The 26,800-nt window shown below is 30.8% G+C and carries 31 protein-coding genes and 1 tRNA gene; 25 read left to right on the top strand and 7 right to left on the bottom strand.

The window, feature by feature from the left end:
- Positions 1–98 precede the first annotated feature (98 nt).
- From uvrA to trmB, 6 genes are all read left to right on the top strand, one after another.
- Entirely contained in the window at positions 99–2,984 is a 2,886-nt protein-coding gene (gene uvrA, locus PUD86_01075) for an excinuclease ABC subunit UvrA (GenBank protein ID MDD6775878.1), read from the top strand.
- A gap of 134 nt (positions 2,985–3,118) precedes the next feature.
- Positions 3,119–4,330 carry an ammonium transporter gene (locus PUD86_01070; protein MDD6775877.1) on the top strand — a complete coding sequence of 404 codons (1,212 nt, stop codon included), beginning with the start codon at positions 3,119–3,121 and terminating at the stop codon, positions 4,328–4,330.
- 12 nt (positions 4,331–4,342) lie between these two features.
- Positions 4,343–4,681 carry a P-II family nitrogen regulator gene (locus PUD86_01065; GenBank protein MDD6775876.1) on the top strand — a complete coding sequence of 113 codons (339 nt, stop codon included), beginning with the start codon at positions 4,343–4,345 and terminating at the stop codon, positions 4,679–4,681.
- A 148-nt stretch (positions 4,682–4,829) separates the two neighbouring features.
- Positions 4,830–5,648, top strand: coding sequence for a DUF368 domain-containing protein (locus tag PUD86_01060; GenBank protein MDD6775875.1), 819 nt, complete (start codon positions 4,830–4,832; stop codon positions 5,646–5,648).
- 48 nt (positions 5,649–5,696) lie between these two features.
- Positions 5,697–8,288: a DEAD/DEAH box helicase gene (locus tag PUD86_01055; GenBank protein ID MDD6775874.1), complete on the top strand. Its 2,592-nt coding sequence runs from the start codon at positions 5,697–5,699 to the stop codon at positions 8,286–8,288.
- Between the two features lie 10 nt (positions 8,289–8,298).
- Positions 8,299–8,922, top strand: a complete 624-nt coding sequence (gene trmB / locus PUD86_01050; GenBank protein MDD6775873.1) for a tRNA (guanosine(46)-N7)-methyltransferase TrmB — start codon at positions 8,299–8,301, stop codon at positions 8,920–8,922.
- Positions 8,923–8,925: 3 nt separating this feature from the next.
- Here the strand turns inward: trmB and PUD86_01045 are convergent, their stop codons facing one another.
- Positions 8,926–9,906 (bottom strand): diaminopimelate dehydrogenase, encoded by a 981-nt coding sequence (locus PUD86_01045; protein ID MDD6775872.1) that lies wholly within the window; start codon positions 9,904–9,906, stop codon positions 8,926–8,928.
- A 111-nt stretch (positions 9,907–10,017) separates the two neighbouring features.
- On the bottom strand, positions 10,018–10,440 hold the full coding sequence (locus PUD86_01040; protein ID MDD6775871.1) for a GIY-YIG nuclease family protein: 423 nt from the start codon (positions 10,438–10,440) through the stop codon (positions 10,018–10,020).
- 177 nt (positions 10,441–10,617) lie between these two features.
- Here PUD86_01040 and PUD86_01035 point away from each other — a divergent pair, with 177 nt between their 5' ends.
- The 4 genes from PUD86_01035 (at position 10,618) to PUD86_01020 (ending at position 13,369) form a co-directional block, all read left to right on the top strand.
- On the top strand, positions 10,618–11,031 hold the full coding sequence (locus PUD86_01035) for a DUF371 domain-containing protein (protein ID MDD6775870.1): 414 nt from the start codon (positions 10,618–10,620) through the stop codon (positions 11,029–11,031).
- Positions 11,032–11,091: 60 nt separating this feature from the next.
- Positions 11,092–11,175 (top strand) — tRNA-Leu (locus tag PUD86_01030).
- 93 nt (positions 11,176–11,268) lie between these two features.
- Positions 11,269–12,120 (top strand): UTP--glucose-1-phosphate uridylyltransferase GalU, encoded by an 852-nt coding sequence (gene galU / locus PUD86_01025; protein ID MDD6775869.1) that lies wholly within the window; start codon positions 11,269–11,271, stop codon positions 12,118–12,120.
- Between the two features lie 31 nt (positions 12,121–12,151).
- Positions 12,152–13,369 (top strand): aldo/keto reductase, encoded by a 1,218-nt coding sequence (locus tag PUD86_01020; GenBank protein MDD6775868.1) that lies wholly within the window; start codon positions 12,152–12,154, stop codon positions 13,367–13,369.
- Positions 13,370–13,561: 192 nt separating this feature from the next.
- On the opposite strand, the gene PUD86_01015 is transcribed toward PUD86_01020, so the two are convergent.
- Together PUD86_01015 and PUD86_01010 are read right to left on the bottom strand one after the other, a co-directional pair.
- Entirely contained in the window at positions 13,562–14,389 is an 828-nt protein-coding gene (locus PUD86_01015) for a hypothetical protein (protein ID MDD6775867.1), read from the bottom strand.
- 204 nt (positions 14,390–14,593) lie between these two features.
- Positions 14,594–15,034 carry a hypothetical protein gene (locus PUD86_01010; protein MDD6775866.1) on the bottom strand — a complete coding sequence of 147 codons (441 nt, stop codon included), beginning with the start codon at positions 15,032–15,034 and terminating at the stop codon, positions 14,594–14,596.
- A gap of 104 nt (positions 15,035–15,138) precedes the next feature.
- On the opposite strand from PUD86_01010, the gene PUD86_01005 reads away from it, so the two are divergent.
- Positions 15,139–15,294 carry a hypothetical protein gene (locus PUD86_01005; protein MDD6775865.1) on the top strand — a complete coding sequence of 52 codons (156 nt, stop codon included), beginning with the start codon at positions 15,139–15,141 and terminating at the stop codon, positions 15,292–15,294.
- A gap of 21 nt (positions 15,295–15,315) precedes the next feature.
- Here the strand turns inward: PUD86_01005 and PUD86_01000 are convergent, their stop codons facing one another.
- Complete coding sequence (locus PUD86_01000; GenBank protein MDD6775864.1) at positions 15,316–15,903, bottom strand: hypothetical protein; 588 nt, start codon at positions 15,901–15,903, stop codon at positions 15,316–15,318.
- Positions 15,904–16,148: 245 nt separating this feature from the next.
- On the opposite strand from PUD86_01000, the gene PUD86_00995 reads away from it, so the two are divergent.
- From PUD86_00995 to PUD86_00950, 10 genes are all read left to right on the top strand, one after another.
- Positions 16,149–17,180 carry a YeiH family protein gene (locus tag PUD86_00995; protein MDD6775863.1) on the top strand — a complete coding sequence of 344 codons (1,032 nt, stop codon included), beginning with the start codon at positions 16,149–16,151 and terminating at the stop codon, positions 17,178–17,180.
- Positions 17,181–17,317: 137 nt separating this feature from the next.
- Positions 17,318–17,542: a hypothetical protein gene (locus PUD86_00990; GenBank protein ID MDD6775862.1), complete on the top strand. Its 225-nt coding sequence runs from the start codon at positions 17,318–17,320 to the stop codon at positions 17,540–17,542.
- Between the two features lie 132 nt (positions 17,543–17,674).
- A complete protein-coding gene (locus PUD86_00985) occupies positions 17,675–17,884 on the top strand; it encodes a TIGR04165 family Cys-rich peptide (GenBank protein MDD6775861.1) in 210 nt (69 codons plus the stop codon).
- A 16-nt stretch (positions 17,885–17,900) separates the two neighbouring features.
- The gene (locus PUD86_00980; protein ID MDD6775860.1) at positions 17,901–19,013 is read left to right on the top strand and encodes a TIGR04083 family peptide-modifying radical SAM enzyme; all 1,113 of its coding nucleotides are present in this window, start codon (positions 17,901–17,903) and stop codon (positions 19,011–19,013) included.
- Between the two features lie 170 nt (positions 19,014–19,183).
- Positions 19,184–19,489, top strand: coding sequence for a nucleotidyltransferase domain-containing protein (locus PUD86_00975; GenBank protein MDD6775859.1), 306 nt, complete (start codon positions 19,184–19,186; stop codon positions 19,487–19,489).
- Positions 19,490–19,512: 23 nt separating this feature from the next.
- Complete coding sequence (locus PUD86_00970; GenBank protein ID MDD6775858.1) at positions 19,513–19,671, top strand: HEPN domain-containing protein; 159 nt, start codon at positions 19,513–19,515, stop codon at positions 19,669–19,671.
- A gap of 293 nt (positions 19,672–19,964) precedes the next feature.
- A complete protein-coding gene (locus PUD86_00965; GenBank protein MDD6775857.1) occupies positions 19,965–20,345 on the top strand; it encodes a hypothetical protein in 381 nt (126 codons plus the stop codon).
- Positions 20,346–20,494: 149 nt separating this feature from the next.
- A complete protein-coding gene (locus PUD86_00960; GenBank protein MDD6775856.1) occupies positions 20,495–21,397 on the top strand; it encodes a CBS domain-containing protein in 903 nt (300 codons plus the stop codon).
- Between the two features lie 15 nt (positions 21,398–21,412).
- Positions 21,413–22,336, top strand: a complete 924-nt coding sequence (locus tag PUD86_00955; GenBank protein MDD6775855.1) for a deoxyhypusine synthase — start codon at positions 21,413–21,415, stop codon at positions 22,334–22,336.
- Complete coding sequence (locus tag PUD86_00950; GenBank protein ID MDD6775854.1) at positions 22,337–22,858, top strand: hypothetical protein; 522 nt, start codon at positions 22,337–22,339, stop codon at positions 22,856–22,858.
- Between the two features lie 51 nt (positions 22,859–22,909).
- Here PUD86_00950 and PUD86_00945 read toward each other — a convergent pair whose 3' ends face one another.
- On the bottom strand, positions 22,910–23,155 hold the full coding sequence (locus tag PUD86_00945) for a DUF5654 family protein (protein ID MDD6775853.1): 246 nt from the start codon (positions 23,153–23,155) through the stop codon (positions 22,910–22,912).
- Between the two features lie 17 nt (positions 23,156–23,172).
- Complete coding sequence (gene pyrF, locus PUD86_00940) at positions 23,173–23,820, bottom strand: orotidine-5'-phosphate decarboxylase (protein MDD6775852.1); 648 nt, start codon at positions 23,818–23,820, stop codon at positions 23,173–23,175.
- Between the two features lie 290 nt (positions 23,821–24,110).
- On the opposite strand from pyrF, the gene cbiM reads away from it, so the two are divergent.
- From cbiM to PUD86_00920, 4 genes are read left to right on the top strand one after another with little or no spacing between them, the layout of a single operon-like run.
- Positions 24,111–24,776, top strand: a complete 666-nt coding sequence (gene cbiM, locus PUD86_00935; GenBank protein ID MDD6775851.1) for a cobalt ECF transporter S component CbiM — start codon at positions 24,111–24,113, stop codon at positions 24,774–24,776.
- Positions 24,777–24,786: 10 nt separating this feature from the next.
- A complete protein-coding gene (locus tag PUD86_00930; protein MDD6775850.1) occupies positions 24,787–25,077 on the top strand; it encodes an energy-coupling factor ABC transporter substrate-binding protein in 291 nt (96 codons plus the stop codon).
- Between the two features lie 42 nt (positions 25,078–25,119).
- Complete coding sequence (gene cbiQ / locus PUD86_00925) at positions 25,120–25,833, top strand: cobalt ECF transporter T component CbiQ (protein MDD6775849.1); 714 nt, start codon at positions 25,120–25,122, stop codon at positions 25,831–25,833.
- Positions 25,811–26,644 (top strand): ATP-binding cassette domain-containing protein, encoded by an 834-nt coding sequence (locus PUD86_00920; protein ID MDD6775848.1) that lies wholly within the window; start codon positions 25,811–25,813, stop codon positions 26,642–26,644. Before cbiQ ends, PUD86_00920 begins: the two co-directional genes overlap by 23 nt.
- Positions 26,645–26,800: the final 156 nt, after the last annotated feature.

Genomic DNA, 26,800 nt, shown 5'->3' with positions numbered 1-26,800 from the left:
TTTTTTTAAAATTTTAATGTGTTTTTACACATTCTTTTTTTTTACTTTTCATATGCTCTCTAAAAGGTTATATATGCTAGGTTATCTAATAGTAGTTTATGGCTGAAGATTCTAAAAAACAAATTGTCATCAAAGGAGCACGTGAACATAATTTACAAAATATTGATGTTAGCGTCCCTCGTGATGAGTTTATTGTAATTACTGGTTTAAGTGGATCTGGTAAGTCTTCATTAGCTTTTGATACAATATATGCTGAAGGACAGCGTAGATATGTTGAATCTTTATCTGCTTATGCAAGACAGTTTTTAGGTCAAATGAAAAAGCCTGAAATGGAATCCATTGAAGGATTGTCCCCTGCTATTTCCATTGATCAAAAAACTACAAGGGAAAATCCACGTTCAACAGTAGGAACAATTACAGAAATTTATGATTATTTAAGACTATTATTTGCAAGAATTGGGATTCCTCACTGTCCTAAATGTGGAAAAGAAATTTCACAACAAACATTAGGTCAAATTGCAGATGCAATTATTGAAGAAGGTGAAGGACTCAAAATTCAAGTCTTAGCACCTGTTATCAGAGATAAAAAAGGACAACACAAGGATGTCTTTGAAGATTTAAGAAACAAAGGTTTTGTTCGTGCACGTGTTGATGGTGAGATAAGAGATTTGGATGAAGATATTGACCTTGCAAAAACATACCGACACAGTATTGATGTTGTAGTTGACAGACTCAAAACAAGAAGTGATGTTGAGTTTAAAAGAAGATTAGTTGACTCTCTTGAGACTGCATCTGAGTTTTCCGAAGGATTAATTACAATTTTATTCTCAGGTGAAGATGAATATGAGAAAAAATACTCAGAACATTTTGCATGTGTTGACTGTGGAATCAATTTTGAAGAATTAACTCCTAGGATGTTTTCATTTAACGCACCTCAAGGGGCTTGTCCTGAATGTAATGGTATAGGTTCTAAAATGGAAATTGACCCTGATTTGGTTGTTCCTGATAAAAAATTAACATTAAATGAAGGAGCTATTGCTCCATGGTCAAAATCATCAACAAAAGAAAACTATTACTATCAAATGCTTGAAGCAGTTTCAAAGCACTTTAATTTCAGTATGGACGTTCCATTCCAGGATTTGGATAAAGAATATCAAAATACTATTTTATATGGTTGTGATGATAAGATTCCATTTAACTTCAAAAGAAAAAACAAATCTTACATGGTAAACCGTAAATTTGAAGGTGTAATTCCAAGAATGGAAAGGTTATACTTGGAAACTAAATCCAATTACTCAAGAAAACACCTCTCAAAATACATGTCTGATAGAAAATGCCATGTCTGTGATGGTAAAAGACTTAGACCTGAAGTTTTAGCAGTTACTGTTGGTGGAAAATCAATTATTGACATTTGTGATCTTGCAATTAAAGACTCACATCAATTCTTCCAGGAATTAACATTAACTGAAAGAGAAAATTTCATCGCAAAAGAAGTCTTAAAAGAAATTAAAGAACGTTTAAGCTTCTTAGTTGAAGTTGGACTTGACTACTTGTCCATGTCAAGGTCTTCCGGTACATTATCTGGAGGGGAAGCTCAAAGAATCAGATTAGCAACTCAAATTGGTTCAGGTCTTGTTGGTGTATTGTATATCTTGGATGAACCAAGTATCGGTCTTCACCAAAGAGATAATGTAAAACTTATTGAAGCTTTAAAAAGACTTAAAGATCTTGGAAACACTCTTGTTGTTGTAGAACACGACGAAGAAACAATTTTATCTGCAGATTATGTTGTAGATATTGGTCCTGGGGCTGGAGAACACGGTGGTAAAGTAGTTGCTCAGGGAACTCCATTGGAGATTATGAAAAATCCTGACTCAATTACAGGTCAATACATATCAAGAGCTAAAAAGATTGATATTCCAAAACAAAGAAGACCTGGAAACGGTAATTTCATTAAAATTATCGGTGCTGCCCAAAACAACCTCAAAAATGTTGATGTTGAAATCCCATTAGGAACATTTACCTGTGTAACTGGTGTAAGTGGATCTGGTAAAAGTAGTTTAATTAATGAAATTCTCTACAAAGGTACTCAGGGTAAATTATCAAATAAATTCACTTTTGCAGGTAAATTTGATGAAATTGAAGGATTGGAAAATATTGATAAGGTTATTGCTATTAACCAAAAACCTATTGGTAGAACTCCACGTTCAAATCCGGCAACATACACTGGATTATTTACAGATATTCGTGACTTATTTGCAAATACTCCAGAAGCAAAAGCAAGAGGATATAAACCTGGTAGATTCTCATTTAACGTAAAAGGCGGAAGATGTGAAGCATGTTCTGGTGATGGTATTGTTCAAATTGAAATGCACTTCTTAGCAGATGTTTATGTACCATGTGAAGTCTGTGGCGGTAAAAGATACAATGAAGAGACTTTAGATATCAGATACAAAGGTAAAAACATCTACGAAGTCTTGGAGATGACTGTAGAAGAAGCATTGGAATTCTTTGAAAACATTCCTAAAATAGCTAAAAAGCTTCAAACTTTATATGATGTTGGTTTAGGTTACATGAAGATTGGTCAGCCTGCAACTACATTGTCTGGTGGGGAAGCTCAAAGAATTAAATTAGCAAAAGAGTTATCCCGGTCAAGTACTGGTAAAACATTATATATTTTAGATGAACCTACTACAGGTCTTCATTTTGCTGATATTGAAAAATTACTTGAAGTTTTAGCAAGATTAACAGATTCTGGTAATTCAGTTGTTGTTATTGAACACAATTTGGATGTTATCAAAACTGCTGATCATATTATTGATTTAGGTCCAGACGGTGGTGATGGTGGAGGTCAGGTTATTGCTACTGGAACTCCTGAAGAAATCGCAAAATCCGGAACTTACACTGGTAAGTTCTTAGAAAAAATGCTTAATGAGAATATCACTCCTTATGCAAAGGAATTAGTTGAAGACTTTGGCAAATAGCTAATTTCTTTTTTTCTTATTTTTTTGAATTGACTAAACATTTATATACTCTTTTTTATAAAATAATATTTAGTGGAAGATATTTTCCGACAATGTTTTCCGATGATTTAGATAGTTCAATTTATTTAGTGATTATTATGGTTTTAAGTACTGGAGATACTGCATGGATGCTCGTTGCAACCATTATGGTTTTATTAATGAGTATTCCAGGTATCGCGTTTTTTTATGGTGGTTTATCAAAAAGAAAGAACGTTTTAAACTCAATGTTCTTGTCTTTAATTGCATTTGCTATTGTTAGCATTCTATGGATTATGTACGGATATCAGTTTGCATTTTCCGATTCAAGTTTAATGGGATTAATAGGAATTCCAAAAACATTATTTATGGAAGGAATCGGCGTTAATGCACTAACAGGTTCAATTCCAACATTAGTATATGCTGGATTTCAACTAACCTTTGCAGGATTAACTGCAGCAGTTGTTTCAGGAGCAATCGTTGGAAGAATGAAAACAAAAGCATGGGTTTTATTCATTATCCTATGGGCAACACTTGTTTACGTTCCAATCTGTCACTGGATCTGGGGTGGCGGATGGTTAATGAATATGGGAGCTATTGATTTTGCAGGAGGAGTTGCAGTAGAAGTTAACTCCGGTTTTTCCGCTCTTGCTTTAGCTTTAATTCTTGGAAAAAGAAAAGACACTTCACTTCTTCCACATAACCTCGGATATTCAGTTTTAGGTGCTGGATTTTTATGGTTTGGATGGATGGGATTCAATGGAGGATCTGCACTTGCAGCTAACGGTTTAGCAGGTTCAGCAATTCTTGTTTCAAATACTGCAGCAGCAGTTGCAATGATTGTATGGTTACTTTTAGATGTATTCAATGCTGGAAAACCAACAGTCTTAGGAGCAATTACCGGAGCAGTAGCAGGATTAGTAGCAATTACTCCTGCAGCAGGATTTGTTTCATTTTCAGGAGCAATGATTATCGGAGCAGGTGCTTCATTAATTTCATACTATGCAGTATTTTATATCAAAAGCAAATTCGGATACGACGATGCTTTGGATGTATTTGGAGTTCACGGACTTTCAGGTGTTTGGGGATTAATTGCAACAGGTTTATTTGCAGCACCATCAATTAATGGAGTTGCAGGATTTTTCTACGGAAATCCTTCCCAATTAACTATTCAAATAATAGCTGTCGTTGCAACAATTGCTTATTCATTTACAGTAAGTTATATCATTGGAAAAGTATTAGATATTGTAATAGGATTAAGAGTAGATGAGAAAGAAGAAATCAGAGGGCTTGACTCTTCATTACACGAAGAATCAGGATATAGAATATAATGAGGTGATATAATGAAAAGAATTATTGCAGTTATTCGTGAAGAAATGTTTGAAAACGTTAAAGTAGCTCTTTTATCTGCAGGATGTGAAGGAATGAATGTTTCTACTGTAAAAGGAAGAGGTAGACAGGCAGGTATTAAAGAATCCTACAGAGGTTCCAGTTACTGTATTGATTTAATTCCAAAAACAAGAGTTGAATTAATTGTAAATGAAGAAGATTTAGATAGAATCATTGATATCATCATTGAAAATGCTAGAACCGGTGATGTTGGTGATGGTAAGATATTCGTTTCTGATGTTGAAGAAGTTATTAGGATTAGAACTGGCGAGAGAGGTTCTGACGCAGTTTAAATAAAATCCAATTACTTTTTCTTATTTTTTACTTTTTTTAATAACCTTTTTAAATAAAATTATCCAATATTATAGTAATTACTTTTATGGTGATAATTTGAATTTTGATTTAAAAGAAACATTTTTAATATTGATTCGTGGAATAATGATGGGTTCTGCGGATATTGTTCCAGGAGTTTCCGGGGGAACTATTGCTTTAATTACTGGAATCTACGGCCATTTAGTAGAAGCAATCAGTAAAATTCGTTTTGCTTTTATAAAACCATTAATTAAAGGTGATATTAATGGATTTATCAATGGTATTTTTGAAGAAATAGATTTTAAATTCTTTATTCCTTTGGTACTGGGTATTGGAATTGCATTTTTAACCCTTGCAAAAGTGGTTACATATTGTATGGAATTTCACACAGCACTTACCTATGCATTCTTCTTAGGTTTAATTATAGCTTCTGCAGTTATTTTATTTAAAAAACTCGACCAAATTAACTTAAAAAACATATTATTCGCATTAATTGGTTGTGTTTTAACTTTCATATTTGTAAGCTTAAATCCAATAGCAGCTAATCATTCACTACCGATTATATTCCTTTCAGGTTTAATAGCTATTTGTGCAATGATTTTACCAGGTATTTCAGGTTCATTTTTATTATTGCTTCTTGGACAATATGAATACATGTTAAACGCACTTCATAACTTCCAAATAACTGATATTATCGTTTTTGTTGTTGGTGCAGTTATTGGTATTCTTGGATTTTCAAAAATATTGAATTTCCTTCTTAAAAACCATGAAGAAGTAACTATGGCATTTCTTATTGGAGTAATGATTGGTTCTCTTAAAGTTCCTAGTGTGGAAATCATAAATGCTGCCGGAATTAGTTTTGCAGGTTTATTCCCATGCTTAATAGTTGCTGTAATTGGTTTTGCAATAATCATTATCTTAGAAACTAAATTTGATTACATTGACTAATTCAAATTTAGTTACTTTTTTTAATTATTAAAAATATATTTATTAACAATGCTAGTTTTAAAAAAGATTAAAAAACAATGGAAATTATACCCTATCGGTTCTCCTAAAGGTGCACTAAACAGAAAAAGGGAACCAGAATTCGTTGGAAACATAAAATTTTCAAGAAATGGGGATTCACTATCAATATCACGATTTGTTGCTGATTACAATTATAACGATAATTCAACACTAAACGAAAAATTATTGCCACCAGGTGAAGTAAATAAGCTTTTACGCTCACAGGCGGTTTTTCTTGCAACTCCAGATGAAGACGTGGAGAACTTTTTAAAATCCCTTAACATTAAGGTTAGAAAAACCCAGGTTTGCGATTTTTGTGCATATGACGGAAATATCACTATTGTAAATTCTTCTTATTCCTATAAATATCACAATCAGATTATCTGTAGAGACTGTGCTTTTGATACAATAAAACAGGAACTTAAGCTTCAGGGCTTTGATAAAAAGATTTTTAGAAACTTAAAATCAACTCTTGAAAAAACAGGAAGTCTTGAAAAAACCTTATCTGTCTTAGATCCACACTTTGATCCTTTAAAAAACGTAAATTTAACATTATTTGATAAAACAAAAAAATCAAAACACATTATTCCTCCAGTGGATATGAAAAGGCTAAAAATTCCTAAAAACTTCAAAAAAGTTCTTTTGGATTCTGGAAACACAAAATTATTACCTGTCCAATACCTTGCTATTAAGGAAGGACTTCTCAAAGGAGAAGATTTGCTTGTTGTAAGTGCAACAGGTTCAGGTAAAACATTAGTGGGGGAACTTGCAGGAATTACAAAAGCGCTTAAAGGTAAGAAATTCATCTTCCTTACACCTCTTGTAGCTCTTGCTAACCAGAAATACAGGGACTTTAAGAAAAAATACTCAAAATTAGGATTAAAAGTAGCTATTAAAGTTGGAAGAAACAGAGTTAAAGCAAAAGGTGAGCTTAATCTTCCGGATTCTGATGTGTCATCTGCTGATATTGTTGTTGCAACCTATGAGGGAATTGATTATCTTTTAAGAAGTGGAAATTCAAATGCTTTGTCCAATCTTGGTGTTGTTTTAATTGACGAAATTCACATGATTGATGATGAAGACAGAGGAACTCGTCTTAATGGTTTAATTAAACGTTTAAAAAATTTATATTCAAAAACACAAATCATAGGATTGTCTGCTACTGTTAAAAACCCTGAATTTTTAGCATCAGAATTTAACATGAAACTTGTCCAGTACTCTCAAAGACCAGTTCCTTTGGAGCGACACCTTGTTTATACAAGAAATGAATCTCAAAAAAGACATTTAATGAGAAATCTTGTTCAAAAAGAATACAATACCAAATCCAAAGGGGGATACAGAGGACAAACTATTATATTTACAAATTCAAGACGTAAAACCCATCAAATTGCAAATTACTTAAACAATAAAAGGGTTAATGCTCAGGCATACCACGCGGGATTGTCATATTATAAAAAAGAAAGAATTGAAAAAGATTTTGATAAAGGAAAAATTGCATGTGTAGTAACTACTGCAGCACTTGCAGCTGGTGTGGATTTCCCGGCTTCTCAGGTAATATTTGACTCTCTTGTAATGGGAAACAAATGGATTAATCCAAATGAATTTTCACAAATGCTTGGTCGTGCAGGAAGACCTTCATATCATGACAGAGGTATTGTTTATCTTTTACCTGAAATTGGAAATGATTTTGCAGGAGAATCTGAAGAATCTAAAGCTTTGGATTTGCTTGAAAGTAATAGTGATGATGTATATATTGAATATGATGAGGATTCTGCATATGAACAAATCCTTGCTGATATCTCTTCAAACTCAATAAAAACACCTAAGGAGTTAAATGACTTTTACAGTGATGTGGATATTCCAATCTCACTTAAAATAGCTAGAGATGAAATGGAAGATTTGGGATTGATTAGATATGCTCCAAACAATAAATTTGAAGTAACCAAATACGGTAGAGCTACTTCAATGTCATTTTTATCGATTGAAGAAGCAGAATTTATTAAAAATACTTTAAATGATAGAGAATACTTGAAAAGATATGTTGGCCACTCTCCAATGTATAAGAAAAAGGAAAAGTATGATAAACTCAAGGTATTGATTTTAGCAATGGCAATGGATTTGGAGATGTTTGAAAACGCATACTTATCAAGTGTTATTCACAACCAAATAGCTAATGCTCTTAAAATTAAATTCTCAACCAGATTATTTGCTGAATCAACATTGGATATTATATCAAGTGGTGAAGCTATTGAAAAGGTTGACAAGAAGTTCCAGGATGCATTAATTGCTCTCCAAAGTGATTTTATGCAATGCAGATGTCAGGACAGACCATTTTGTACATGTATGCAAAGAGGAATCTCAGAAGTTATTGTTCATGAAAGACTTAAAGGAAAAGATCCTCAAGACATCTCAAACAAGCTATTTAGAAAATATCAAATACAGGTTTATCCTGGAGATATATTTTCATGGCTTGATAACTTCGTTAAAAACTTAGATGCAATTAAAAGAATAGCTAACTCATTTAACCGTAATGATGTTGTTAAAAAAGCCAATTACTTGATTAAGAAAATAGAAAACGGATAAGCTGGTAGCTATGAGAATGCGCACTTCTTCACCTGCAGATGAATTAATTGATAACTGTGATTATCTAATAAAAGATTCTATTGATTTTAAAAATGACAACAGGATTTGTCTTGAAATAGGAATGGGCAAAGGAGATTTTATCATTGGAATGGCACTAAATAATCCAGATACTAATTATATTGGTATGGAAATGCATTCCAATGTTTTAAGCCTTGCAATTAAAAAGATTAATGAATATAATCTTGATAATCTTCGCATTATAAGAATGGATGCAAAAGATTCAGTTGATTTACTAAAGGATAAAATAGATACTATTTTTTTAAATTTTTCTGATCCTTGGCCTAAAAAAAGACATGCAAAAAGAAGACTTACTCATGAATACTATTTGGGAATTTATGATGAGTTATTTTCCAATAAAAACTGTAAAAAAATCATTATGAAAACAGACAATGATGATTTGTTTGAATTTTCCCTTGAAAGCTTTAAAAAATATGGCTATGATATAAAAGAAATCAGTTATGATTTACATAGTGAAAATATTTTCAATATAATGACTGAATATGAAAAGAAGTTCTCAAAAAAGGGTATTGCAATAAAATATGTAAAAGCAGTTAAAATAAAAAAAGAAGAGTAAAAACTATAAGCAGTTTTTACGTTGGAATTCTGGGCTTTCAGGGTGTAATAATCCTGGTGCAATATCAAATACAGTTTTACAACCGGATTCACCATTTTTGGATAATCTGTATGCTGCTCTTGCATAAGCAATTAAAACAGATGCAGTAAATTGAGGGTTACTGTCTAAAGTTAATTTGTACTCAATAATGTGGCTCATTTCATTGTTTAAACCAGTAGTACCACTTCTAAATACAATACCTCCGTGAGGAATTCCTGCATGGTTTGCATCTAATTCTTCCTGGGTGATGAAAGTAACGGTAGTGTCATATTCATCAAAGTAGTTAGGCATTGTTACAATATCATTTTCAATTTGTTTTTTATCTGCACCTTCTTCAGCTACAACATAGCAGTCTCTGGTGTGTTTGTCACGGGTAGTTAATTCAGGATTTTCACCGTTTCTAACAGCATTAAGAGCACTTTCAACTGGAATTGTGTATTGACGTGCGTCTTTTACACCAGGGATGTTTCTGATAGCATCAGAGTGTCCTTGAGATACTCCTTTACCCCAGAAAGTGTAATCGTTTCCGTTAGGTAAAATTGATTGTGCGTATAATCTGTTTAATGAGAAAAGACCTGGGTCCCAACCAACAGAGATAATAGCTACATTTTCCCCTTCTAATGCAGATTTGTTAACATTTTCAAAGTGTTCAGGGATTTTAGCGTGAGTATCAAAACTGTCAATTACATTGAAGTATTTTGCAAATTCTGGGGTTTGTACAGGTAAATCGTTTGCACTTCCACCACATAACATCAATACGTCAATTTCATCTTTCATATTGTATAAATCGTCAACTTTGTACACTTTAGCGCCGGTTTCAGTTTCAACACTTTCAGGGTCACGTCTTGTGAATACTCCTGCAAGTTCCATGTCATTAGCGTTAGTTACAGCCGCTTCAACTCCACGACCGATATTTCCGTATCCTAATATTCCAATTTTTATCATAAATATCACTATAAAAATATTTAGGGTAGTTAGTGTGAAGTATTGACTTCAAAATAAGTTTCCTATTATATTTTTCTTTATTATTGTTAATAATCTTTTTGAAAGATAGAATTATTTTTCATAAAACTCACATGGCATGGATAGTGACTCATATGCATCTAAAACAGATTCAATAGCTTCATTTCTATTTTTGAAATAATAAAGATGGCTTTCACATTTGCAGTCTGAGCATCCAAAATCTTTTATTCCTTCAGTTTTTTTGCTAAGATGCCTAGATAAGTCACATTCTATCTTTTTTGGTGATTTGTTGTAGATTACGTCTGTTATTTTGGAATGTTTGGATAAATAGTCCATGTGCCAGTGAAGCTTTTTATCATTACTTAAATGTCTGTTAATTCTTGCGTAAAGTGAATTCATAGCTGATCCTACATAAACATAAAATCCTTTTTTAAATTGGATTTTCCCTAATTTTTTACCAATCTGGATTGTTTTATCCTCATCAACTTCAATAATTAAACAGTAACAACCTTTCATGGTTAGTATTATGTAGATTATCATATTCATTTTATTTGATTTATCATATGGGCTCTCATAAATTGAAGTGTCATGTTATATTTTTACACATATTAATGTGAGATATTAGAATTATTGTGGATGTTTTTAATTATTCTTATGCAAACATTTAATTAATTTTTAAGACTAAGTATAATTATGATTTTTAAACTTCAAACCAAAGGTCACAAGAATGTAACTTCTCTACATAAATCAACTTTTGAGGTAACAAAAGATGTTGAGATTGGACCTACTGCAGATTGTATTATTGGAACAAGTATGGATAAATCAATGTTTGACTTTCCAGAAGAATTTAAAGCTAAAATAGCTAATTCCAATACAAAAATAACTGTTATTTTAGAAACTGAAAATGCGCGTGATGAAATTGTAGGTTTTGGCCATGAAGATTTAACATTAACTCATCCAACAGATATTGTAGCAAGAACAAGTGATTATACCTGTTCACGTACATTAATGATTAAAGCCAATAAAGCAGCACGTGACTTGGATTTGGATTTGATTGAAGATTTAAAAAATGAAAAAACAATGAATGTTACTATAAAATTAGAGTAAAAACAGTTAAGTTTATATAACTTAATGAATATACTTAATAATAACTACTTTTGTTTAAAAGCGGGGGTGGTCGAGCGGTCAAAGGCGCTAGGTTGAGGGCCTAGTGGGTCAGTCCCTTCGCGGGTTCAAGTCCCGTCCCCCGCACTACTTACTTAAAAACTTATTTTTTCCTAATCTATTTATAATAATTAGTTTAATAGTTATTAATAATTAAAAAAATTATTTTGGTGATAAATTATGAAAGCTGTAATTCCAGCAGCAGGTTTTGGAACTAGATTTTTACCTGCTACTAAAGCACAACCTAAAGAAATGTTACCTGTTTTTGATAAGCCTACTATCCAATATGTAATTGAAGAGGCAGTAGCTTCAGGTATTGACGATATTTTAATTGTAACAGGTAGAAATAAAAGATCCATTGAAGATCATTTTGACAAATCATTTGAACTTGAACAGACTTTACAAAGTGCAGGTAAAGATGACCGTCTAAAACAAGTTCGTGACATCACTGATTTAGCAGATATCTGTTATGTAAGACAAAAAGAACAAAGAGGATTAGGTGATGCAATTTACTGTGCTAAAAAGCACGTTGGAGATGAACCATTTGCAGTAATGCTTGGAGACTCCATTACAAAAGGACCAACTCCATGTACTAAACAGTTAATAGATGTTTATGAAAAATACGGAGCATCTGCAATATCTCTTGAAGAAGTACCAAGAGAAAAAGTAGAAAGATATGGTATTATCAAAGGTGAAGAAATCGAAAAAGACATCTACAACATTTCTAAACTTGTTGAAAAACCATTAGCTCATCAAGCACCATCCAACTTAGCTATTATGGGTCGTTACGTATTAACACCAGATATTTTTGATAAAATCGATGAAACAGAACCTGGTGTCGGTGGTGAAATCCAATTAACCGATGCACTTCAAAAATTAGATTCAATCTACGGTGTTACCTTCGAAGGAAGAACCTATGATATTGGAAACCGTTTAGAATGGTTAAAAACCTCAATTGAATTTGCAATGGATGATGAAGAATCTAAAGCAGACTTAATTGAATATATGAAAGAAATTGTTAACGGAGCTTAAAAACTCCAAACTACTTTTTTTAAGATTATTTATGCAATACAGACTAATTAAAAAAACTGGTGATGAAATATCTCCTCTTGGATTTGGAGCAATGAGATTACCTGTTAAAAATGGTAAAATCAACAGACCAGAAGCTAAAAAACTTATTTTTCATGCAATAGAAAATGGAGTAAACTTCATTGATACTGCATATCTTTATGGTGACAGCGAATCATTTTTAGGTGAAATTTTACCTGAAGTAAGATCAAAAGTTAAAATATGTACTAAACTTCCTGCAATCAATGTTAAAAAATACGATGATATGGAAAAACTACTTGATGAACAGCTTAAAAGACTTAACATTGACTGTATTGATTATTATTTAATTCATGCTGTTGACTTAAAAGCAATAAATAGATTAATTAAACGTGATTTATTTAAATTCATCAAAAAAGCAAAAGCTGACGGTAAAATAAAACACATTGGATTTTCATATCACGGACCAAAAGAAGAATTTCGTGAAGTTGTAGATATCTACGACTGGGAAATTGTAATGGTTCAGTACAACTACTTTGATGAAAATGTCCAGGCAAGCTCTGAAGGAATAGAATATGCAGCATCAAAAGGACTTGGTGTTTTAGTAATGGAACCTCTAAAAGGAGGAATCTTATCCGGAAACTTACCTAAAAAAGCTGAAAATGTATTTAAAAAAGCTGATTCTTCTAAAAGTAATGCTCAATGGGCACTTCAGTGGGTTTTAAATAATAAAAACATTACCTGTGCACTTTCAGGTATGAACACTTTAGATCAGCTTAATGAAAACCTTGAAGTTGCAAATAATACTACTCCTGGCTCAATGTCTAGTGAGGAATTGGAAACAGTTGATAAAGTTAAAAAAGTAATAAGAACATCTCTTAAAATTAACTGTTCAACCTGCGGATACTGTATGCCATGTCCTAAAGGCGTAAATATTCCGGAATGTATGAAAATATACAATGAAAAATACTTATTTGGAGATAAAGGTATTATAAACGCTGCATTTATAAATTACTACCAGTATGTTGGCGGATTAATGGGAAGTGTTGGAAATGCAGGTAGATGTACTGGATGTGGAAAATGTCTAAGAAAATGTCCTCAAAAATTGGATATTATCAAAGAATTAAAAAAAGTAAAAAAGGAATTTGAGTTTCCGGGCGTTCAATACGTTTTATTATTTATTAAACACGTTGGATTCCCAATTTATAAGTTCTTTATTAAGCTTTTAAATTAGATTATTTAATTAAATCTATCTTTTTGCGTAGACTTATTTTTCTATTTGCTATTGCAATTAGTGTAGATATTGCCAAAATACCAATTGAAATCAAGGTTATAGTTATATCATTAAAAACAAAGTTCTTGTTTAAATAAACTATAAATATTAATGTTAATGGAATAAAAAACCATTGTGCAATGTAAATTACATTTATATATTTTTACTTAATGTTGTAAACACGTTTATTAAGACTTCTGGTAATTTTTTGGATATGTAATAGCAAAATCCTAAGTATCCATGAATGTAGACAACTGTAATAAGAGCAGCAGTAATATTTAAAAAGTAATATGTGTCCTCAGCAGTTAAATATCCTCCTGGGATAATTGAGGTTATAATGAAATAAATCATACCAATAAGTATAAAAATTGACCAAAATTTAAATAATGCTGATTTGTCTTTTGATCTGATAAAATATTGTCCATAAACATATCCTGCAATAGGGAAAATGAACCAATTTAACAATGGAAATGCTGTAAATGTGTCAGTTGTGCCTATTAAATATCCAAAAATGATATTTAAAATATGATTGTTAAAATCAATATATCTTACAAAACTTCCAATTACAGACATTATTATTGCAATTGTAAGAATTTGCTTATCTGTTAGATTATATTTCTTAAAAAGACCAAACAGTATAAATGAAAGCCCTGCAAATCCTAAAATATCCACGTAAAAAAGGATTAATCCACCATAAATTCCAAACATGGATGAATCATGTAAAAGAAATCCTGAAACAAAATGAGGCAAAATAAATTCAAAAATATTTACTAATAATCCTAATATCATTAGAGATATTCCTCTTTTTATCATTATTTCAGGTTGGCTACGTCTAGAATAAACAATTCCAATTCCCATACAAAACATGAAAACCGGTGCAGCTGTAGGTCCTCCTAGAATACAATTAACTACATATTCAAATGGGAAACTTGCAGAATAGTTAAAATAAAATGAAATAAGTAAAACATGGACCAAAACCATAAGATTGATAATCCTTTTGCAATATCCAAATCGTTTTGTCTACCTGTATTAATTTTATTTTCTGAAAATTCTCCAAACATTTTAAAAACCTATTTATTTTAAAATATTTCTTTTAAATTTGAGAATTAATAAATTTTTTGGTAGTAATATTAAAATAAATAATAAAAAAGTCTATAAAAGTAATATAGACTTTTTTTAAGTTAATTATAACCAGGTTCTATAACCACAGTCATATTTGTCAAAAGTATTGATTTTGTAGTGTGCTATAGTTCCATCTAGACCTAATGAATTTACATGCATAATAAAACAATCATGTCCGTATTTATTTATTGTACATTGCCTTGCATTTACATGAACATAAGCACGAAGTCTTTGTTTGCTATTTTTAAAGTATTTAATTGTTTTAGTTGTCTTATAGAATTTCATTACTCTATATTTTCCAACTTTTTTAACTTTGAACTTGTATTCTCCAATGAAACTACCATAATATTTTCCAAAATATAGTTTATCATAAGCCTTTTTGTATGATTTGTAACTACTAAATTTTTTAGAATAAACTAGTTTGGTTGTTTTTTTAATTACTGGTTTTTTAACAATAACATATTGATTTGTATCAAAACTAATTGTTTCATACGTACCTATCATTTTTGCATTAGCTAGTTTGTTATATTGGTATGATGTTAATATCTGAAAGTTTACAAGTAGAAATTTCCTCTAAACTATATCCATATAAATCCCCATAAGCAGTTATGGTTTTTTCATCCTGTGTTAATGAAAGCGTCTCTGCTGGAGCAGATTCTATTGGGTCTTCATTTGTTATACTTATAGTATCAGATATGTTTTCTGCTGCAGATACGCTTCCAATAGCTAAAAATAGGACTATTAACCCATTAATGCATATTTAATTTTCATCAAAATCACTCGTATTAATATCCTATCCAGTTTCCAGCATTATCAAATCCTGGTTCGTCCATATCAACATATCCGTTACTGCCAATGTGATAATTAGTGCCCGGACCGTATTTCTGTGACATGTATCTGTCTACTTCGCTTTGACTATACATTGGAGTTCCGTCTGACTTGTATGCGTAAGCTGTTGGTGCTGATTGGGTATATGTTGGTTCTGCTTCTGCCACTTCTTCAATTTTTATCATTTTAGTAGCATTGCACCCTTTATAATTGTCATTTCCACTGTAGATAACACATACATCATAACTTCCAGCTTTTTTGTCAAGCTCTAGTTTTCCAATACCTTGATTATCAGTAGTTATTGAGTGATAATCGGTTACAGTACCGTTGTTTATACTAATGTTTACGTTTTGATTAGCTATTGCAACTCCATTTTCATCAATCAATCTTATTTTAATTGAATCTCCTTCATTTAATGTTGAATTACTATTAATTGTAACCTGTGTGTCTTTTTTCATTATATTAGGCATTATTGCAATAATACTTACTAAAAGAATTGCGATTATGGCAATTAAAGCAATAATGATTATTTTATCTCTCTCCATTTATTCACCTACTTTATACAAAAATAAATTATTGAAGTAATAATGTTAGTATAACTTATTACAACTTAACTTCTTTATTTAATATTTCTTTATCTTATCATTATAAATGTTTTCATATTTGTTTGAGGATAAAATGCTTAATTAATGAAGTATTGTTGATATTTCGCAATTATATGCTTTTTTCATCATTATTATGTCAATTGTTATCTAAACATATTTATAAATTAAAATTTATATTATATCACATGTTTAATTCAATTTCAAAATATTCGTATGGTGTAATAGTTTGTTTAATTATTGCCATTCCATCTTTAGTATTGGGAAATATGTTTCCTGTGATTGGTGGTCCGATTATTGCAATCATATTGGGAATGTTAATTTCACTTGTATGGCATAAAAAGGATAAATTCGATGATGGAATTAGTTTCACATCCAAATATGTCCTTCAAGCTGCAGTTGTCCTTTTAGGATTTGGATTGAATTTAAATGTTATTTTACAAACAGGGATTCAGTCTTTACCAATTATTATTGCAACAATATCTGTTGCTTTAATTGTTGCATTTATAATGCAGAAGGTCTTGGACATTGAAGAAAAATCAGCAATTTTAATTGGTGTTGGATCATCCATTTGTGGAGGTTCAGCTATTGCTGCAACAGCACCAGTAATCAATGCTGATGAAGAAGAAGTTGCACAGTCAATTTCAGTAATTTTCTTCTTTAATGTATTAGCAGCAATTATCTTCCCGTCTTTAGGTAAACTCATTGGATTTTCTACAGTTGATGGAGGACCATTCGGGTTATTTGCAGGAACAGCGATTAATGATACATCATCTGTAACTGCAGCAGCTACTACATGGGATAATATGTGGGGACTTGGAAGTCAAACTCTTGATAAAGCAAGTACAGTTAAATTAACACGTACTTTAGCTATTATTCCAATTACTCTTGCATTATCTGTTTTTACTTCAAAAAAGGCAGAATATGAAGGTGGGCAGTTCTCACTTAAAAAAGCATTTCCAATGTTTATCTTGTACTTTGTAATAGCTTCAATAATTACAACACTTGCAGTAAACTTTGGTGTAGATGCAAATGTATTCGTACCATTTAAGGAGTTAAGTAAATTCTTCATTATCCTTGCTATGGCAGCTATTGGGCTTCATACAGATATTGTAAAATTAGTTAAATCTGGAACCAAACCAATTATCCTTGGTGCTTGCTGCTGGATTTCCATTATCGTTGTTAGTATAATATTACAGTTTACTATGGGAATAATTTAGATTATTTCCTTTTTTTCTTTTTTTAATCAATATTTTCGATTGTTATAAATTATTATATTTTGAATAATTATTATATTTTGAAAATAATGGATGTATTTATGTTAAAATAATCATATTAATTATTAAAGGTGGATAATATGGTTTTGGCTACTTCTAAACTATCTGATGATTTTAAGACTACTATTCCTAAAGAAATAATAAAAAAATGCAATATTGATAAAGATTATATTATAGAATGGGATTTAACAGATGATGGGGAGCCTTTAATTAGTTTTAGAAAGAAGAGAGATTTTAAAAATATAATTGGGGCTTTTCATTTAGAAGAAGAAACAGACTCTGCTGAACTAAAAAGAAGTATTTAAATAAGTTAATCTTAGATTATATCAAATCATAAAAACTATTAATTTAGCTATATAATCAGTAAAAATATTCTTTTTAAATAGACTATAATTCTTATATATTCTTAAAATAAATTATATATTAGGTGAGAAAAAATGAAACTCGAAGAACTTTTAGCACCATGTCCAAAATGTGGTTCAAAAGACAAAATAGCTCATAGAAAAATGTTAGACAATCACAGAGCACATGCAGAAATGGAAACTGTAAAATGCGAAGACTGTGGTTATATTTTCTTTGTAAATGATAACATTGATGAAGATGAGAAGAAAAAATTGTTAAATGAATTAAATAAAATTTATGGTTAAAATGACATTTCATGTAATGATTATTCCCACTCTCAACTGTCCATCAAGATGCAAATACTGTTGGGGTTCAGAACATAAAAATGAAATGATGGATATCCAAATCATTGATCAGATTATTGACTGGTTAGGTGATTTTAGAGACGATAAGGTTCATTTTACTTTCCATGGTGGTGAACCGCTCCTTGCAGGTTATGATTTTTATAAACAGGCATTAGAAAAGTTATCAAAGTTACCTAATCTTGAAGGATTTTCACTTCAAAGTAATATCTGGCTTTTAACAGAAGAGCTAATAGATTTATTTTTGGAGTATAATGTTGTTGTAAGTACCAGTATTGATGGGCCAAAAGAGATTAATGACTATCAAAGAGGGGAAGGTTACTTTGATAAAGCAATGTCCAAATATGAACTTGCAAAAAGCAAAGGACTCATAATTAACTTTGTTTTAACTGTAACAGATTATTCAAAAGATTATTCTGATGAATTGTATGAATTTTTCAAAGAAAAACAAATGAGTTTGAAAATTCACGCAGCTCTTCCATCTCTACGTGGGGATAATGCTGACCCGTGGGCTTTAGACCAAGAAGAACACGGTAAGCTATTGATTAACTGGCTTGATAAATATCTCTATGACTTGGATAAGTTTTCAATAATGGATTTGGATCATATCTGCAGAAGTTCATTTAGAAGAAGAGGAACACTATGCACATTTGCTGATTGTATTGGAACAACACTTGCAGTTGGCTTTGACGGTTCAATCTATCCATGCTACCGTTTTGTTGGAATGCCAGAATATGTTTTAGGCAATGTGTCTGACAATCCAAGCTTTGATGAGTTAAAAACATCAGATGCATGGGTAAAACTTCAGGAATTTAGAGAATATGTTGATGAAAACTGTAAACAATGTAAGCATGTAAAATATTGTGAAGGAGGATGTCCTTACAACGCAATAGTTGCATACAAAACACCAAAAGCAGTTGATCCTCAGTGCACAGCATATAAAATGATTTTTGACGAAGTTTCAAAAAGAATGAACAAAGAATTTGCACGCTCTGCATTTGGATTAGGTGGAAATCAACCTAAAAAAGAGGGTGAGCCGTTCAGTATTATGGATTTAGCTATGAAACGCTAAATTTTATTTTTTTCTTTTTTTTTTAATTATAATATAACTTTTTTTATCGAATTAAATTTAATATTTTTTTGTATGTTTTTTCATATTTGTGTAGTTGGTAAATGTTTATTATTGATGAATTTGATATTATTTATTATACTATTATTATGATTAATAAGGTGTGATTATACATGAATAATAGATATGAAATTGCTCGTGAGTTTGTTGAGGCTATATCTTCAGATAATATTGTCCAAACAATATTATTTGGTTCTGTGGCTCGTGGTGATGATACTAACGAATCTGATATTGATATTCTAATTATTATTCGCAGTGATAATCGTCAGGTTGAAGATATGATTGATAAAATGGTTGTTGATTTCATTTTAGAAAAAGAAGAGGTTATTTCACCTCATGTAATGACTGAAGACCATTTTAATAAAACCAAAGACTATAGTTTTTTGAAAACTGTTATGGCTGAAGGTATGGTCATATGAATATCGATGAAATTAATGGATTTATGGATCTTGCAGTAGAGGAGTTAAGTACTGCTCAAATTTTATTTGATACTGGAATGTACAGGGGTTCAGTTACTCATTCTTACTATGCAATGTTTGATGCTGCAAAAGCATTGTTACTTCACATGATTTTGTTAGTAAAAAACATGATACTATTTTAAACTCAGTTTAGTAAAGACTTTGTTCGTGATGATAATTTTAGTCATGATATTTATAAATATTATTCTGATGCAAAAAAGCTTAGAAATAAATCAAGTTATGATTTTACTGTAAATTTTGATAAAGAAGAAGCTTTTAATTGTTTAATTCATGCTGAAGAGTTTATTGCTGAAGCTAAAAGATTTTTATAATTTTTTTAATTTTTATTTTCATGAGGATTCTTATTAATTTAAATATAACTTATACACATATTATTAATTACTTATATTTATTTTATATATGGGGGATTTTTTTCATGAATAAAAATAAGAAAATTTTGATATTTGTTCTAGCAATTTTTATTGTGGGTATGACTCTCAGTGTGGCTTTTGCAGAACCTGTAAATGCAAAAAAATACAAAAACAAGAAATACATCACTGTTAAAGTTAAAGATGGTAAAAAAACTGTAAAAGTAAAGTGTAAGTATAAAAAAAGCTACAAACAGTATTTAGGATCCAAATACAAGAATGGTAAACGATATGATGTATCTGTTTGCTATGAAAAAAAGAACGGAATGCAGGGCGGTAAAAAAGGTTGGTGGACTTCAGCAACCAATGGGGGAATGTCTGATTATGCAAAAACCGGTTATAAACATAGCTATCGCAGCCCAGTTACTTGTTTAAAATTACGTAGATAGGATTTTCATCCTATTTTTTCTTTTTTTTAATATTATTCTTTAATAATAATCTCATTTTTTCATGTTCTTATCCATCATGATAAATCATTAATATTATATGGTATACCTTACATAAATTAAAACACTAATTAAATTTGATGGGATTATTTATGTTGACATCAGTTCAAAAAGAAATTTTACAAACATTAATTAATTTATACCAATCTTCTGAGGGCAAATCCATTAAGGGAGAAGATATTGCTGAGGTTATGGGAAGAAATCCGGGAACAATCCGTAATCAGATGCAGTCCTTAAGAAGTTTGAGTTTAGTTAAGGGCGTACCTGGTCCTAGAGGAGGATATAAGCCAACTATTGAAGCTTATCACTCTTTAAACATTACTGTTTCAGATAAGGATTCCAAGGTACATATTTTTAAAAACGGTAGTAAGGTTGAGAATATTTCTGTTGCAAAAATCGAGTTTACAAGTGTTCCTCAGCCAAGTGAATGTGAAGCTGCAATTAAGGTTTTAGGAAGTATTAAAGACTTGAATTTAGGTGATACAATCAGTATCGGACCAACTCCTGTAAACAACTTGGGAATTATTGGAAGGATTGTTGGTCGTGATGATATGGACAATATCCTTTTACTTGATACTGAGATTATCAGAAGTATTCCTAAACAGACTGTTGGAGAAATTGCAAGCCGTGATGTAATTTCATTTAAAATGGATTGTACTATTAAGGATGCTGCTAAAAAACTGTCAAAATACCATATTGACGGTGCTCCTGTAATGAATGAAAGTAAAGTAGTTGGAGTATTTACAGTATCTGACCTTGTTCAGGCAATTGCTGAGGGCAATGAAAATTCAACTGTTGGAGAATTGATGTCTGCAAATGTTGTTATTGTTAATGAAGATTTAAAAATAGCTAATGCAATTGAATTAATGCTTAAAAGATCCATTTCAAGATTAATCATCGCAGATAATGATCAGATGTTACTTGGAATTGTTACAAGAACTGATTTAATAAATACAATTGCTAATTTAAACCAATTCCCAATTATTACAAATTAATTTTTAAGTGATTTAATGAAAGTTAACCAGATTGATGTAGATAGTAATATGAAGATATCAGATTTAATGAACCAATTTGATGAATCTGGTGTTTTAGGTGCAGGTAGAGTTGCACGTGCATGTAATATTTTAGCTGATATGATACAGGATGATGAGATGAATGTATTTATGAGTCTAGGTGGTCCTTTAATTCCTGGAGGAATGAGAAATCTTGTATCAAAAATGATTAAACAGGGACATGTCAATGTAATTATATCCAGTGGAGCTAACTTAACTCACGACCTTGTTGAAGCATTTGGAGGATCTCATTATCGCCACGAAGGAAAAGATGATGAAGAATTAAACGAAGAAGGAATAGGTCGTATTGCAGATATTAACGTGGGTTCTGATGATTTTACCATTTTTGAAAGTGAAATAACAAAGATATTTGAAGAAATTGCTTCTAAAAAGAAAGTTATTTCAATTCAGGAATTATTATATGAAATCGGACTTTTAATTGATGATGAAAACTCATTTATAGCTAATGCTGCAAGAAACAATGTTCCAATATTTGCTCCTGGAATTATTGATTCAATGATTGGTTTACAACTTTGGATCTTTTCACAAGACCATGACTTTACAATAAGTGCAGCTGGAGATATGCCATATCTATCAGATATTGTATTTTCATCTCCAAAAGTAGGTGCAATCCTTTTAGGAGGAGGACTTACCAAACACTACACTCTTGCATCCAATGTAATTACTGGTGGATTAGATAGTGCTATTCAAATTACAATGGACAGACCAGAAGCAGGAAGTTTAGGTGGAGCACCACTTGAAGAGGCAAAATCCTGGTCAAAAGCTAAATGTGGATCTAATCTTGCAAGTGTTGTTGGTGATGTTACTATCATTTTCCCATTAATTTATGCAGCTGCATTAGATAAGATTGATGGTGATTAAATGCAGTATGTAGTTTTAATTATTTTATTTATGTTATCCGGGTTTTTCATGAAATATTCGGATGATTTTTTCGATGTAAATGATGATTTAAAATATGCTACAATTTTTGGAATTTTATGTGGTATTGCATCTGCAGCCGCTACAATTTATTCAAATGAAGCAGCTTATATCTTTATTGCAATTTTAGTTGGTAATTTGATTGCTTTTAAAGTTGATGGAATGCATCATATTGTTACATTGATTTTATTTATTGGTATTGTACTTATATTTGGTATTCCAAAGTTGAGCATGGTTGTATTACTAATCTGTATTCTTGCAGCTCTTGGTGATGAAGTTGGCCATGAATTAATCCCAAATGTTACACAAAACATGTTTTTAAACCTATTTTTTGAATATAGGTTTGTTATGAAAGTTGTAATATTGCTTTTAGCAGTTTGTGGTGTATTCAATCTTTGGATATTTGTATGTTTCATATCCTTTGAAATAGCTTATGAACTTGCAAAAGTTGTTTTTGAAAATTAAAAAAAGAAGATAAAAAAGAATGTAAAAATTCTTTTTTTTTATTTATTATTTTTATTCGTCTATATCTACGCCCATTTTAGCAGCTACTCTTGCAATAAGAACAGTTACAACAACAGCAACAATGGTTACTGTAATAGCGTAGGTAAATAAACTTGGAAGTGCATCTCCAGTTCCAATAAATGTTTCAATTAATTTTTGGATTGCATCGTTCCATGCTAAACCTGCAACAAATGCAAATGCAGTTGTAATTAAACCTAATATTGTTTCAATGATTAATTTTGTTACTTCGTTTGCCATTTTTTTATCTCTCCTATTTATTCTAATGATTTGATAAGATTTTCACATGCTAATTTTGGATCTTCTGCTTCATAAATGCTTCTTCCAACAATAATAGCATTTGAGAACTCAAGAGTTTTTTTACCGTCTCCGCCCTGTTTTCCAACACCTGGAGAGATAATGTATGAGTCTTTGCCGACAATATTTCTAATATCTGATAATCTGTCAAGTCTTGTTGCCGGTGCTACATAGTTTGTAATTCCCATTTCAACTCCCATTTTAGCTATTTCATCAGCATTTTTTTGTAAAAACATTTTAGCTCCTGGGTGGGACATTTCAGTAAGTAAAAATAATTCTTTTCCATGTTTGTTTGCCATATCCAAACATGCCTGTACACTGTCATTTCCAACAAATCCATGACAGATAATTGCATCTGCTCCAGCCTTGAATGTTTCGTCACAGATTTTTGAGTTTGTAGCATCAATATCTGCTACTTTAAAGTCACAAATAACCTTGAATCCAAATTTGTCTTTTAATTTGTTTATGATTTCAAGACCTTCTGCAAGTGCTAATGGGTATCCGATTTTAATTGTATCAATGTATTCTTTAATAGAATCGCAAATATCAATAGCTTCGTTTTCACTCATTACGTCAAGCGCTAGAATTAAGTTGTTTTTTATTTCCATAGTATCAACTTTTTTTTATTTGATGTTATTAACTTTGATTTGGTTTTCTAAATAATATTTTTGTTAATAATATTTATATATAATAAATTATATATTATGTTTATCAATAAAACTTTAATAAATATTAATTTAAATTAAGTTTTCATTGATTGTTTTATCAAATGGGATTGATAAGGTAATTTTTTATACTGAACATTTTAGTATGAATTAAATAATTAAATTAAGTTTTTTTTAATTATGTTGGCTGTTATTTGTATAATTTAATATTATATTTATGGAGGAATATATTAATGCATATTATGGAAGGATATTTGCCATTTAACTGGTGTATTATATGGTTAGTCATATCATTAATTGTAGTTGCTTATGGTATTTATCAAATTAAAAAAATTATAGAGGAACACCCGGAATCTAAAGCATTGCTCGCAGTATCTGGTGCATTCATGTTTGTTTTATCATCCTTGAAATTACCTTCCGTTACAGGAAGTTGTTCTCATCCTTGTGGTAATGGGTTAAGTGCAGCAATTTTTGGCCCTGCTGTAGCTTCAGTACTTGCCACTATTGTTCTTTTGTTCCAAGCAATTTTGCTTGCTCACGGTGGTTTAACAACTATTGGTGCTAATATTTTCTCAATGGGTATTGTAGGTCCTTTTGCAGCTTGGTTTGTATACAAATCATTGACAAAAGCAAATGTTTCTTCTACAGTTGCAATTTTCTTTGCAGCATTCTTAGGAGATTTATTGACTTATGTAACAACTTCTATTCAATTAGCACTTGCGTTCCCGATTCCAACATTCACCGCATCATTAGGTAAATTCTTAGTTATTTTCGCAGTAACTCAAGTTCCATTAGCTATTGGTGAAGGTATATTGACTGTAATTATTTGGGACAGATTAAAAGCTTACAAACCAAAATTATTAGATAAACTTGGAGTATTAGCTCCTAATGAAGCATAAGGTGATTAATATGAAAAAATCAACATTAATTATTTTATCAGTTATTTGTATTGTATTATTCATCTCCCCATTGATTATGTATGATGGTCTTGGTGAGGATGAAGGATATTTTGGTGGAGCAGATGGTGCTGCTGGTGAAGCTATCGAAGAAACCGGTTTTGAACCTTGGTTTTCATCAATCTGGGAGCCTCCTAGTGGGGAAATAGAAAGTTTACTCTTTGCTCTTCAAGCAGCAATCGGTGCAATAATTATAGGTTATGCATTTGGTTACTGGAGAGGACAAAGTAAAAAAGAAGAATAATTAATTTTATTCTTTTTTAATTATTTTTTAGGGATGGTTTAATTGAAATTTGATATTGATTATATTGCACACAACAACAAATTAACAGATGTTAATGCTTATTTTAAGGTTATTACATCAATAGTTCTTATGATTGTAGTATTGATATTGAATAACTTGGTTTTAGATGCAGTAGTATTTATTGCAATGTCAACAGCAATTTTAGCAATTGCAAGAGTCTCTATTAAAGATTATATTAAATTTTTAACAATACCAATGGCATTTGCAGTTTTAACATGTATTTTTTTAATATTCTTTTTTGGAAATGGTGAAGTAATTTATAACACAGGTATTTTCGGTATTGTTGTAACAAAATCTTCATTTGATTTGGGTATTAAAACATTCGGACGCTGCTTTGCATGTTTTACCTGTTTAGGATTTTTAACACTAACTACTCCTATTGCAGATATCTTAAACTGTTTGAGAAATATTAAAGTCCCTATTGTTCTAATTGATATTGCTCTTTTAATGTATAATATAATTTTTATATTCTTAGATCAAATATCTGTAATGAGAAATGCTCAACAAACAAGGTTAGGTTATATAAACTCTAAAAGCACATATAAATCATTAGGAATGTTATTTAGTAATTTATTTTTCAAATCTCTTGACAAAAGTGAAACATTACAACACTCCCTTGATTCAAGAGGTTACAGTGGATATTTACCGGTTTATAAATCTAAAGGTGATTTCGATGTTAAAGGCGCAAAATATTAGCTATTCATATGATGATGGAACAAAAGCTCTTAATAATATTGATTTTGAAGTTGAAAAAGGAGAAATGGTAGCACTTCTTGGAGAAAATGGTGCTGGAAAATCAACATTATTTTTGCACTTCAATGGTATTTATAAGCCAGATTCAGGTAGAATATTAATAGATGGTGAAGAGCTTGAATACGATAAAAAAAGCTTACTTAAATTCAGACAAAAAGTTGGTATTGTTTTTCAAAATCCAGATGATCAGCTATTTGCTCCAACAGTAGAAGAAGATGTCGCCTTTGGACCATTAAACCTTGGTTTATCACAAAGTGAAACTCAAAAAAGAGTAAGTGAAGCTCTAAAAAAAGTTGGAATGGAAGGATATGAGAGAAAAGCACCTCATCACTTAAGTGGAGGTCAAAAGAAAAAGGTTGCAATTGCAGGAATATTAGCAATGAAACCTGAAATAATGGTTTTAGATGAACCTACTGCAGGTCTTGATCCAAAAGGAGCATCAAATATACTTAAATTATTATATGAACTTAATAACGAAGGAATGACCATTATAATTTCAACTCATGATGTTGATTTGGTGCCAATTTATTCAAATAAGGTTTATGTAATAAATTCCGGTGAAATAATCAAAAGTGGAACTGCAAAAGAAGTATTTTCAGACATAGGATTAATCAGAAATGCAAATTTAAGACTTCCAAGAGTTGCACATTTATTTGAGATTTTAGATAAAGAAGATCATTTTGATTCAATTGAGGATTATCCTCTTACAATATCTGAAGCTCGCCATATTGCTAATGATTTATTTAATCATTAATCTTTTTTTTTAATTTTGAGGATGTGACACGAAGTCACAATTTTTTCTAATTTTAATTGTTTTATTTTTCTTTAATTTTATATACTATGAAGTACAATCGTTTATTATAGATATTAATATTTATGGTTGTTTTATTCATGGTTTTAAAAGATGATA

This window comes from Methanobacteriaceae archaeon (assembly GCA_029219465.1).
Taxonomy (GTDB): domain Archaea; phylum Methanobacteriota; class Methanobacteria; order Methanobacteriales; family Methanobacteriaceae; genus Methanocatella.
Note: the sequence above shows the minus strand (reverse complement) of the source record. Positions and strands in the feature narration are given on the sequence as shown.

Bases quoted from the DNA above. Each gene is read 5' to 3' on its own strand.
- uvrA (MDD6775878.1), top strand. From the start codon at position 99: ATGGCTGAAGATTCTAAAAAACAAATTGTCATCAAAGGAGCACGTGAA.
- PUD86_01065 (MDD6775876.1), top strand. From the start codon at position 4,343: ATGAAAAGAATTATTGCAGTTATTCGTGAAGAAATGTTTGAAAACGTT.
- PUD86_01060 (MDD6775875.1), top strand. From the start codon at position 4,830: ATGGGTTCTGCGGATATTGTTCCAGGAGTTTCCGGGGGAACTATTGCT.
- PUD86_01055 (MDD6775874.1), top strand. From the start codon at position 5,697: ATGCTAGTTTTAAAAAAGATTAAAAAACAATGGAAATTATACCCTATC.
- trmB (MDD6775873.1), top strand. From the start codon at position 8,299: ATGAGAATGCGCACTTCTTCACCTGCAGATGAATTAATTGATAACTGT.
- PUD86_01045 (MDD6775872.1), bottom strand. From the start codon at position 9,906: ATGATAAAAATTGGAATATTAGGATACGGAAATATCGGTCGTGGAGTT.
- PUD86_01040 (MDD6775871.1), bottom strand. From the start codon at position 10,440: ATGAAAGGTTGTTACTGTTTAATTATTGAAGTTGATGAGGATAAAACA.
- PUD86_01035 (MDD6775870.1), top strand. From the start codon at position 10,618: ATGATTTTTAAACTTCAAACCAAAGGTCACAAGAATGTAACTTCTCTA.
- galU (MDD6775869.1), top strand. From the start codon at position 11,269: ATGAAAGCTGTAATTCCAGCAGCAGGTTTTGGAACTAGATTTTTACCT.
- PUD86_01020 (MDD6775868.1), top strand. From the start codon at position 12,152: ATGCAATACAGACTAATTAAAAAAACTGGTGATGAAATATCTCCTCTT.
- PUD86_01015 (MDD6775867.1), bottom strand. From the start codon at position 14,389: ATGGTTTTGGTCCATGTTTTACTTATTTCATTTTATTTTAACTATTCT.
- PUD86_01010 (MDD6775866.1), bottom strand. From the start codon at position 15,034: ATGATAGGTACGTATGAAACAATTAGTTTTGATACAAATCAATATGTT.
- PUD86_01005 (MDD6775865.1), top strand. From the start codon at position 15,139: ATGGTTTTTTCATCCTGTGTTAATGAAAGCGTCTCTGCTGGAGCAGAT.
- PUD86_01000 (MDD6775864.1), bottom strand. From the start codon at position 15,903: ATGGAGAGAGATAAAATAATCATTATTGCTTTAATTGCCATAATCGCA.
- PUD86_00995 (MDD6775863.1), top strand. From the start codon at position 16,149: ATGTTTAATTCAATTTCAAAATATTCGTATGGTGTAATAGTTTGTTTA.
- PUD86_00990 (MDD6775862.1), top strand. From the start codon at position 17,318: ATGGTTTTGGCTACTTCTAAACTATCTGATGATTTTAAGACTACTATT.
- PUD86_00985 (MDD6775861.1), top strand. From the start codon at position 17,675: ATGAAACTCGAAGAACTTTTAGCACCATGTCCAAAATGTGGTTCAAAA.
- PUD86_00980 (MDD6775860.1), top strand. From the start codon at position 17,901: ATGATTATTCCCACTCTCAACTGTCCATCAAGATGCAAATACTGTTGG.
- PUD86_00975 (MDD6775859.1), top strand. From the start codon at position 19,184: ATGAATAATAGATATGAAATTGCTCGTGAGTTTGTTGAGGCTATATCT.
- PUD86_00970 (MDD6775858.1), top strand. From the start codon at position 19,513: ATGGATCTTGCAGTAGAGGAGTTAAGTACTGCTCAAATTTTATTTGAT.
- PUD86_00965 (MDD6775857.1), top strand. From the start codon at position 19,965: ATGAATAAAAATAAGAAAATTTTGATATTTGTTCTAGCAATTTTTATT.
- PUD86_00960 (MDD6775856.1), top strand. From the start codon at position 20,495: ATGTTGACATCAGTTCAAAAAGAAATTTTACAAACATTAATTAATTTA.
- PUD86_00955 (MDD6775855.1), top strand. From the start codon at position 21,413: ATGAAAGTTAACCAGATTGATGTAGATAGTAATATGAAGATATCAGAT.
- PUD86_00950 (MDD6775854.1), top strand. From the start codon at position 22,337: ATGCAGTATGTAGTTTTAATTATTTTATTTATGTTATCCGGGTTTTTC.
- PUD86_00945 (MDD6775853.1), bottom strand. From the start codon at position 23,155: ATGGCAAACGAAGTAACAAAATTAATCATTGAAACAATATTAGGTTTA.
- pyrF (MDD6775852.1), bottom strand. From the start codon at position 23,820: ATGGAAATAAAAAACAACTTAATTCTAGCGCTTGACGTAATGAGTGAA.
- cbiM (MDD6775851.1), top strand. From the start codon at position 24,111: ATGCATATTATGGAAGGATATTTGCCATTTAACTGGTGTATTATATGG.
- PUD86_00930 (MDD6775850.1), top strand. From the start codon at position 24,787: ATGAAAAAATCAACATTAATTATTTTATCAGTTATTTGTATTGTATTA.
- PUD86_00920 (MDD6775848.1), top strand. From the start codon at position 25,811: ATGTTAAAGGCGCAAAATATTAGCTATTCATATGATGATGGAACAAAA.